This is a genomic window from Providencia sp. PROV033 (assembly GCF_028484855.1).
Taxonomy (GTDB): Bacteria; Pseudomonadota; Gammaproteobacteria; order Enterobacterales; family Enterobacteriaceae; genus Providencia; species Providencia alcalifaciens.
On the sequence record NZ_JAMPSW010000127.1, the window covers coordinates 1 to 8,537 of the forward strand.

General features: G+C 41.3%; 6 protein-coding genes, 3 tRNA genes and 2 pseudogenes. 4 read left to right on the forward strand and 7 right to left on the reverse strand.

Features of this window, described 5'->3' with window-relative positions; all coding sequences use genetic code 11:
* The 6 genes from bssS to PSF16_RS15665 form a co-directional block, all read right to left on the reverse strand.
* A partial coding sequence (gene bssS / locus PSF16_RS15640) for a biofilm formation regulator BssS (protein ID WP_272689616.1) occupies window positions 1-204 on the reverse strand: 204 nt, incomplete at its 3' end.
* 220 nt (window positions 205-424) lie between these two features.
* A complete protein-coding gene (gene pyrC / locus PSF16_RS15645; RefSeq protein WP_154600680.1) occupies window positions 425-1,471 on the reverse strand; it encodes a dihydroorotase in 1,047 nt (348 codons plus the stop codon).
* 192 nt (window positions 1,472-1,663) lie between these two features.
* Window positions 1,664-1,739, reverse strand: a tRNA-Asn gene (locus tag PSF16_RS15650).
* 277 nt (window positions 1,740-2,016) lie between these two features.
* Window positions 2,017-2,092: transfer RNA gene (locus tag PSF16_RS15655), tRNA-Asn, on the reverse strand.
* Window positions 2,093-2,387: 295 nt separating this feature from the next.
* Window positions 2,388-2,463 (reverse strand) — tRNA-Asn (locus PSF16_RS15660).
* A 136-nt stretch (window positions 2,464-2,599) separates the two neighbouring features.
* Complete coding sequence (locus PSF16_RS15665; protein WP_006662069.1) at window positions 2,600-3,103, reverse strand: YlaC family protein; 504 nt, start codon at window positions 3,101-3,103, stop codon at window positions 2,600-2,602.
* Window positions 3,104-3,583: 480 nt separating this feature from the next.
* Between PSF16_RS15665 and cspE the strand changes: the two genes are divergently transcribed.
* The 3 genes and pseudogenes from cspE to mgtA all read left to right on the forward strand — a co-directional run.
* Window positions 3,584-3,796, forward strand: a complete 213-nt coding sequence (gene cspE, locus PSF16_RS15670; protein WP_004909801.1) for a transcription antiterminator/RNA stability regulator CspE — start codon at window positions 3,584-3,586, stop codon at window positions 3,794-3,796.
* A 486-nt stretch (window positions 3,797-4,282) separates the two neighbouring features.
* Window positions 4,283-4,981, forward strand: coding sequence for an MgtC family protein (locus PSF16_RS15675; RefSeq protein ID WP_272689617.1), 699 nt, complete (start codon window positions 4,283-4,285; stop codon window positions 4,979-4,981).
* A gap of 146 nt (window positions 4,982-5,127) precedes the next feature.
* A pseudogene (gene mgtA, locus PSF16_RS15680) lies at window positions 5,128-6,972 on the forward strand (magnesium-translocating P-type ATPase); the annotation flags it as partial.
* Window positions 6,973-6,993: 21 nt separating this feature from the next.
* Here the strand turns inward: mgtA and PSF16_RS15685 are convergent.
* A complete protein-coding gene (locus tag PSF16_RS15685; RefSeq protein WP_272689618.1) occupies window positions 6,994-8,196 on the reverse strand; it encodes an IS256 family transposase in 1,203 nt (400 codons plus the stop codon).
* A gap of 57 nt (window positions 8,197-8,253) precedes the next feature.
* Between PSF16_RS15685 and PSF16_RS15690 the strand changes: the two are divergent.
* Window positions 8,254-8,537 (forward strand): annotated as a pseudogene (locus PSF16_RS15690) (HAD-IC family P-type ATPase); the annotation flags it as partial.

Below are 8,537 nucleotides of genomic sequence, written 5' to 3' on the forward strand. Positions count from 1 at the left end.
AATTCCAGCCTGAAGAATATTAATCAGCTGTTTGGCTACATCAGTCGTCAGCCACATGGTTTTATCCACAATAGCGCTATCTGGACTATTGTTTTGTTCGGGGAGGTAATGTAAGCGTAGCATCATCGCGTCATAGGCATCGACAGTACTGATATCCCAGCCAACAACAGGGTGAGTTTGGATTACATCATTTTTTCTATTCATTTAGACCTCCTAATCAAACATCGTGATAAATAATGAATATCTATTACTGACTAAGAGCAGGTAACTCAGAACGAGCTATATCTAGTATAAGAAGATTTTTTTAATATGATAGTAATAAATCTATTTTTTCTATGAATTTTAATAAAAATTAAAAAAATAGTCGAAGATTCGTTCAAGAAAAGATGTGAAAAGGATAAAACCTTTCCACATCAAAATGTTATTAGCTTACTTTGATTGTCCAACCGCAATCTTCACCCGCTAAGAATGGGATTAATTTATCTGTTCCACAAGCAATAGATTCACACATTATATTTTCAGCTTTGGTCAATGTAATGTGCCCTTCATTAACAGGCAATCCGTAAAATTTAGGTCCATTCAGTGAGCAGAATGCTTCAAAATGAGCCAAGGCATCTAACTCTTCGAATACAGTAGCGTATGCCGCTAGTGCGGTTGGAGCATTAAATACGCCAGCGCAACCACACGAGGTTTCCTTACGTGACTGAACATGAGGAGCGGTATCAGTACCTAAGAAGAAGCGATCACAACCGGATGCGACGGCAGCCCGTAACGCTTCTTGGTGAACATTTCGTTTTAGAATAGGTAAGCAGTACAGGTGTGGTCGAACGCCGCCCACTAGCATGTGGTTACGGTTAAACATTAAATGTTGGGGCGTTAATGTTGCCGCAGTAAATTCGTTCGCATCTAACACATATTGTGCGGCTTCTTTTGTGGTGATGTGTTCAAAAACGACTTTTAACTGAGGGAATTGAGCACGTAATGGGAGCATGACGTGTTCAATAAATAGCGCTTCACGATCAAAGATATCAATATGGCTAGCGGTCACTTCACCGTGAATGAGCAGTGGCATCCCAGCCTGTTCCATCGCAGCTAAAACAGGATAAATTCTCTTAATATCGGATACACCATGGCTAGAGTTAGTTGTGGCATTTGCTGGGTATAATTTACAGGCGGTAAATACACCTTCATTAAAGCCACGGATTAATTCATTAGCATCGGTTGTATCTGTTAAATAGCATGTCATCAGCGGGGTAAATTGATGTCCTGCTGGAACTGCTTGCTTGATACGCTCGCGATAAGCTTTTGCAGCTTCCACTGTGGTAACGGGTGGTACGAGGTTAGGCATGACAATGGCACGACCAAAAAATTGGCTAGTGAACGGCACGACTGTATTTAACATTTCATTATCGCGAAAATGAACATGCCAATCATCAGGGCGGCGGATCGTTAGGGTAGTTACAGTTGTCATTAAACCGGCTCCATAAAGGGGGGATGAGTGATGAGCAGATGCTCAAGCCGGGAAAGAATGATAAAACGAAAACGATTAAATAGCTATGATCAAGGACAAGATAAATGGAAATTATTTTGCTAGAGGATTTTTTAACGCATTGGAAAATAAAGGGATTAAATAAGAATAGGACAAAGAAAGGAAATATTAAGTTGGCTCCTCCAGCTGGACTCGAACCAGCGACATACGGATTAACAGTCCGCCGTTCTACCGACTGAACTATGGAGGAACTCCCTTAACACGCAGAGGATATTAGCGTTCTGAATCACTAATGTCAAAGGGGAAAATGACAAAATAAGTTCGTTTGCCTGTTATCTGCACGAATCGATAGAATTTTGATCTAACAAGGTGCTAAGGAAAGAGGAATGAGAGAAAACTGTTGAAAAAAGAATCGGTTAAAAAGGTTGGGTTTAAGAATGGATGAGTGAAAATGGTAGGAAATAGAAAGTAGTGAAAGATAGAAAGCAAGAAGCCCGCTAGGATAACCTGAGCGGGCTTCTTAAATTTGGCTCCTCCAGCTGGACTTGAACCAGCGACATACGGATTAACAGTCCGCCGTTCTACCGACTGAACTATGGAGGAATTGGGTTGTTCCTGAGAACGAGGCGCATATTACCCAGCCTATAGGCAGTTGTAAAGCATAAAATTCAAAAAAACGACCAACCGGTTGTTAAATAAACAAAGTGGTGGTTATTTATGCCTTGACGATAAAAACGAAGGTCTTTGTCGATATTATTTTGAGTTGTGTAGGGGGAAAGAATTAAAATCACGAGGTCATGTATCAGAATTGAAGGGTCGATAAGCGGAAGCGTACAACATGAGAATAAGCTAGAAAGCAAGAAGCCCGCTAGGATAACCTGAGCGGGCTTCTTAAATTTGGCTCCTCCAGCTGGACTTGAACCAGCGACATACGGATTAACAGTCCGCCGTTCTACCGACTGAACTATGGAGGAATTGGGTTGTTCCTGAGAACGAGGCGAATATTAACGATATCACCTCGACCTGTCAACGATAAAAATAGAAAATAAATTCAATTGCTCATTCGCTGCTCATTACGAATAAAAACTACGCTATATTGTTGATAACGTTTTAATTTTGAGCGGCTAAAGTAACTTGTGTTGGCGCAGAAACTTCGGGATAGGCAATATGATAGATATCATAAAAGGAGATAGACCCCTTCAATGCTAACAAACGAGAAATTTCCTGTTTGTTAGCCGTGCTGACTTCCGGCGATTCTAGCATTTTATTTAACGCGTCTTCCGATACAGTTTCAGTGACAAACCATTCGCCGTTATAGCAAACGCGCAAATCTAACACGCCAATATCTTCAAAATGGTAAACTGGTTTGATATCAAATAGCAGAACACTTGCCAGTATAATAAATAAGAGGGTTATTCCCAGAGTCCAATAAGGTCCAAAGTAGGGGGCATACCATAAGATTACAGCAAGTGGTAAATAGGCTGCAATCATCCCAATACATAAATAAGGGTGGTTAGCGAGAAATTGGCTATTAAAGTAAGGTTTACCATCACGTTGCTCACGTTGGTTGATGGTATTTAAGTCGTCGATAAGTATTTGTTTGATAATATCCATGGTAAGTGACTCTCTGTCAGATATCTATACTAGGAGGGTATCATGGAGGGAATGAATTGTTATATATCAGTTAAAAAAAATATTTAACTGGATTGTCATTATTTCAGGTTTATTTCGTCTTCTTTCAAGAAAAGGGGATGGTTGTGTCTAAATAAATCTTTAAAATATCAATAAAATGCAGCTTTTTTGTTAACATAATCCTACTCAAAAGTGATGTACCCGAAAAAATGGCAATATTTTTGAGATTACATGTATAAAATAGTTGCTATTATCTCAAAGTCATGAGTTAATGAGCATCGGCCTGTTTAGCAGTCCTATTTGATGTACGAGTACTGAGTTAGTGTGTTCTAAAGAAAAAAGTTATCACAGATAGCCTTTGACCGTGACGCTTCATCTTAGTGTTTCCCTGATTAAATAGTTGACTCTGGCCCGTATATGCCAAAAGGCAAGTTTTTTTGATGTTATATAGGAAAAAGTCAAATGTCCGACAAAATGAAAGGTCAAGTTAAGTGGTTCAACGAGTCTAAAGGCTTCGGTTTCATCACTCCAGCTGATGGTAGCAAAGACGTTTTCGTCCACTTCTCTGCCATTCAGGGCAATGGTTTCAAAACTCTGGCAGAAGGCCAGCAAGTTGAATTCACCATTGAAAACGGTGCAAAAGGCCCAGCAGCTGCTAACGTAACTGCTATCTAAGCTAATTGCTTAACTGATTTTCTAAAGTCCGTCCTTTTTAAGGACGGGCTTTTTCGTATGTGCAGAATTTAATAAATTAATACGAAAGAAATAATTAATATTTAAATCTTTACTTAATAATTTGCCACATCTATACTCAGGGCACATTAACCTATTGGAGATAAATTACTTGGACAGTCAGAGTTGTCATAAAAACTTAATTTAATTGGCAAGTAATTAATAATCTCTTCTATTAACTGCTTGCCACGATGGCAGGCGGTATCTGATGTATCTCATCACTCATACTCCCTGATTTATATAATAAATTTCATTTTTAGATGGAATGATCACTGTTGCAGTGAGTGTGTATCATGACAGTTTATATTTATTCTCTATTCCCTCCGGGCAATAGCCATTAAATACTGAATATTTATTTATTCAGTATTTTGGCATGGGTTTTTTATTATGCTCATTAATTGTTATCCATTATTTGATGGAGGGATCATTATGTTTTTCACTCACGAGATATTAAATCTTTTATCCGCTATGTGCCTTGGTGCATTAATTGGTGCTGAGCGCCAATGGCGTCAAAGGATGGCGGGATTACGCACGAATGCATTAGTTGCCACGGGAGCGGCGGTATTTATTTTGAGTTCAGTGACGACTTCACCATATAGCCCTGGCCGAATTGCTGCACAAATTGTGTCCGGTATTGGCTTCTTAGGTGCTGGAGTGATCATGCGTGAAGGCATGAATATTCGAGGGCTGAATACAGCTGCAACACTATGGTGTTCAGCAGGGATTGGTGTGTTATGCGGGTTAGGACAATACTCACTGGCTACAATAGCTACCTTATTGATTTTATGTGCAAACATTCTACTGCGAGAAGCTGCAGCAAAAATTAATCGCCAGCCGCAACAGCAGGCATTAGATGTTGAGCAGCGTTATAAAATACGGGTGATGTGTCACCAAGGTGATGAAATCCTTGTTAGAACGTTGATTTTACAAGCCATTAATGGGCTGCATATTCGCTTACAGTCATTGAGTAGCGCAGATACATTGAAACCAGAACAGCTGGAGGTGTGTGCAGAGTTTCTTGCCACTCCAGTAGAGCAAAAAGAGATAGAAGCATTGGTTTGCCGGATTAGTCTTGAGCAAAGTGTCAGTGCTATCAATTGGAAAGTGGCATCTGAGCTACCCGCTTGATTGCTAAAAATTAACTGATTAAAGGAGCTTAAATGGACGAGCACCCCCCGTCTTGGAGATATAAACAGGAGCTATCTGGCTAAAATACAATATTTTCAGTCAGATAGCGTTTAAAAAGTACAACTGTACTCTATAGAGATAACGTTATGACTGAAATAAGGCATCAGCGCAAAGGCGCAAAAGCCCCTGCACGCCAAAAATTCATTGTTGGCGAACAAGCGAGCAAAAACATTGAGCAGGTTCTCAATGAATATCAAACTAACCTTTTGGGCTTATCTGAAAATGAAGCTCTCGACCGCTTAGTGGTAGAAGGTGAAAATGAAGTTGCTCATGAAAAAGCGCCTCCTGCTTGGAAGCAATTACTCACTTCTTTTAAAAATCCATTTATTTTTGTTTTGATGATCCTCGCGATTGTGAGTTTCTTTACTGACTACGTGATCCCAGAACGTCAGGGTGAAGAGACTGATTTAACAGGTGTTATCATCATTGTCACAATGGTTGTATTAAGCGGATTGCTACGTTTTTGGCAAGAATATCGAACCAATAAAGCGGCAGAAGCCTTGAAATCCTTGGTTAGAACCACGGCTACTGTATTCCGCCGCGATGATAGAACCGGACGTTCTATTCGTAAGGAAGTACCTATCAAATGCTTAGTACCAGGGGATATCGTTTTATTATCGGCAGGGGATATGGTTCCCGCGGATTTAAAACTAGTGGAATCTCGAGATCTATTTATCAGCCAAGCCATTTTAACGGGGGAATCTATCCCTGTTGAAAAATATGACACTCTCGCAAATGTGTCCGCAAAAAGCTTGGAGCCCGCATCACCGACAGAAAATGAATTACTTGAAATTTCAAATATCTGTTTGATGGGCACCAATGTGACAAGTGGGACAGCGAGAGGTATTGTGGTTGCAACGGGGAGCAAAACGTACCTAGGTTCGCTGGCCAAATCGATTGTTGGAACTCGAGCTCAAACTGCTTTTGATCGCGGTGTGAATAGTGTGAGTTGGTTGCTGATCCGCTTTATGCTGGTAATGGTGCCGATTGTCTTATTAATCAATGGATTCACTAAAGGCGATTGGTTTGAGGCAACACTATTTTCATTGGCAGTTGCAGTAGGGTTAACCCCAGAAATGTTACCGATGATTGTGAGCTCGAACCTTGCAAAAGGGGCGATAGCCATGTCTAAGCATAAGGTTATCGTTAAACGGCTCAATGCGATTCAGAACTTTGGTGCGATGGATGTACTCTGTACGGATAAAACAGGCACGCTAACGCAAGATCGCATTATTTTAGAGCATTATCTCGACAGCAATGGGCAAAAAGATAGTCGAATTTTGCAATTGGCGTGGTTGAATAGTTTCCATCAAAGCGGTGCCAAAAACATGATGGATCAGGCAATTATTCGACGTGGCCGTGGTAATGATAAGGTCGAGCAGTTGAAGGCTTATCAAAAAATTGATGAACTACCATTTGATTTTATTCGCCGAAAATTATCGGTCACAGTAAAAACCCCTGAAGGTGATGCTTTATTGATCTGTAAAGGGGCTGCGGAAGAGATGTTGGCTGTTTGTCATAGTTATCAGCATGATGGACATACCACCTTATTAGATGCTCAAGCTAAAGCTAGGATTGCGGAGTTAGTCAGTGACTATAATAAACAGGGTTTCCGGGTATTACTGCTGGCAACGCGTTCATTAAATGATGCAGAAGCTTTGTTACCGTTATCAGCTCAAGCAGAGCAACAGCTTGAGTTACAAGGTATTCTTACATTTTTAGACCCTGCAAAAGAGAGTGCAATTTCGGCTATTGCTGCACTAAGAGAAAATGGTGTGATGGTCAAAGTGCTTACTGGCGATAATGCCGTGATCACTGAAAAAATTTGCCATGATGTAGGTTTGAATATTGATGAGATTATGACGGGTCTTGAAGTCGAGGCGATGAATGATGAGGAGCTGAAAACAAAAGTTGGAGGGCGTTCAGAATTCTGTGTCACGTTAATTTAGCTGCTACAACGTTATCACATGATCCAGGCGTCCTTCAAAATAAATACATAGCTGCGATAGTGTCAGATTCCAGCTCTGGATCGGCATTGTCCATTTTTCCTGTGCATTAAGCAGCCCAAGATACAGGAGTTTCAGCAAACTGTTTTCATTCGGGAATGCACCTTTTGTTTTTGTCAGTTTTCTGAACTGACGATGGACTGATTCTATTGCATTGGTTGTATAGATAACCTTCCTGATATCAGCAGGATAGCGAAAATAGCCAGATAAATGAGTCCATTTTCGTCGCCAGCTCTGGATGACCACCGGATACTGATTCCCCCATTTAATATCCAGTTCATCCAGCGCGGTCTCTGCCGCCTCTTTTGATACGGCCCGGTACACCGGCTTCAGGTCGGCCATAAACGCTTTATGATGCTTTGAGGCGACATATTTTAACGAGTTGCGGATCTGATGGATAATACACAACTGAACTTCTGTCTGTGGAAAAATACTGTTGATGGCTTCAGGGAAACCAGTGAGTCCATCCACACAGGCTATCAGAATATCTTTCAGCCCCCTGTTTTGCAGGTCACTCAGCACGGACAGCCAGAAGTTAGCTCCTTCACTTTCAGACAGATAGAGGCCAAGAACCTCTTTCTTGCCTTCAATATTGAGCGCCAGAACAGTATAGACCGCTTTACTGACGTAACGCCCGTCCTCACGGATTTTATAGTGAATAGCATCCAGCCATATAAAGGGATAAATCGCCTCCAGAGGGCGCTGCTGCCATTGTTTAAGTTCGGGGATAACCTTGTCAGTGACAGCGCTGATGGTAGCTGCGGAGACGCTGAAGGCATATAGATCTTCTATTTCCCGGCTGATATCGGCGTAGCTCATACCGATGGCAAATAACCGGATAATTTTTTGCTCAATCTCGTTTGATAGTGTGGTCTGGTGCTTCTTCACCAGTTGTGGTTCAAAAGAGCCGTTGCGATCGCGTGGAGTAGCCAGCTCAAAGCTACCGGTTGGTGCTTTAACGGTCTTTTTCGTAGAGCCATTCCTGCGGTTAGCTTCAGCATCATTGGTGAGATGGGAGTCAAGTTCGGCGGCCAATGCAGCTTCAGTAAGTTGCTTAATCAGCGGGGTCAGGATGCCATCTTTACCGGTCAGAGCCTGACCATTCTGAAGAGCTTTCAGGGCGTTGTCGAAATCGAAAAGTTGAGTCATTTGTCATTCCTTTTTGATAGATATTACTGGAATGACACAGAATTTCTAACACTCCCAAAAGTTGAACAAGTTTCCGTTTTCTGCAAATTAACCCCACTGCAAAAATCTCGGATCCTAAAATTACTACAAGCAAATGGACATACGGTTGGTTTTCTGGGGGATGGGATCAATGATGCGCCGGCTTTACGGGATGCGGATGTCGGTATATCCGTGGATACAGGCACCGATATTGCGAAAGAATCTGCGGATATTATTCTGCTAGAAAAAGATTTAATGGTATTAGAACAAGGCGTTATCAAAGGAAGAGAAACGTTTGGGAATATTATTAAGTATTTAAATAT

What these genes read in the sequence shown, in the direction of transcription:
- PSF16_RS15665 (WP_006662069.1), bottom strand. Translation starts at nt 3,103, where the DNA reads ATGGATATTATCAAACAAATACTTATCGACGACTTAAATACCATCAAC.
- pyrC (WP_154600680.1), bottom strand. Translation starts at nt 1,471, where the DNA reads ATGACAACTGTAACTACCCTAACGATCCGCCGCCCTGATGATTGGCAT.
- PSF16_RS15675 (WP_272689617.1), top strand. Translation starts at nt 4,283, where the DNA reads ATGTTTTTCACTCACGAGATATTAAATCTTTTATCCGCTATGTGCCTT.
- PSF16_RS15685 (WP_272689618.1), bottom strand. Translation starts at nt 8,196, where the DNA reads ATGACTCAACTTTTCGATTTCGACAACGCCCTGAAAGCTCTTCAGAAT.
- cspE (WP_004909801.1), top strand. Translation starts at nt 3,584, where the DNA reads ATGTCCGACAAAATGAAAGGTCAAGTTAAGTGGTTCAACGAGTCTAAA.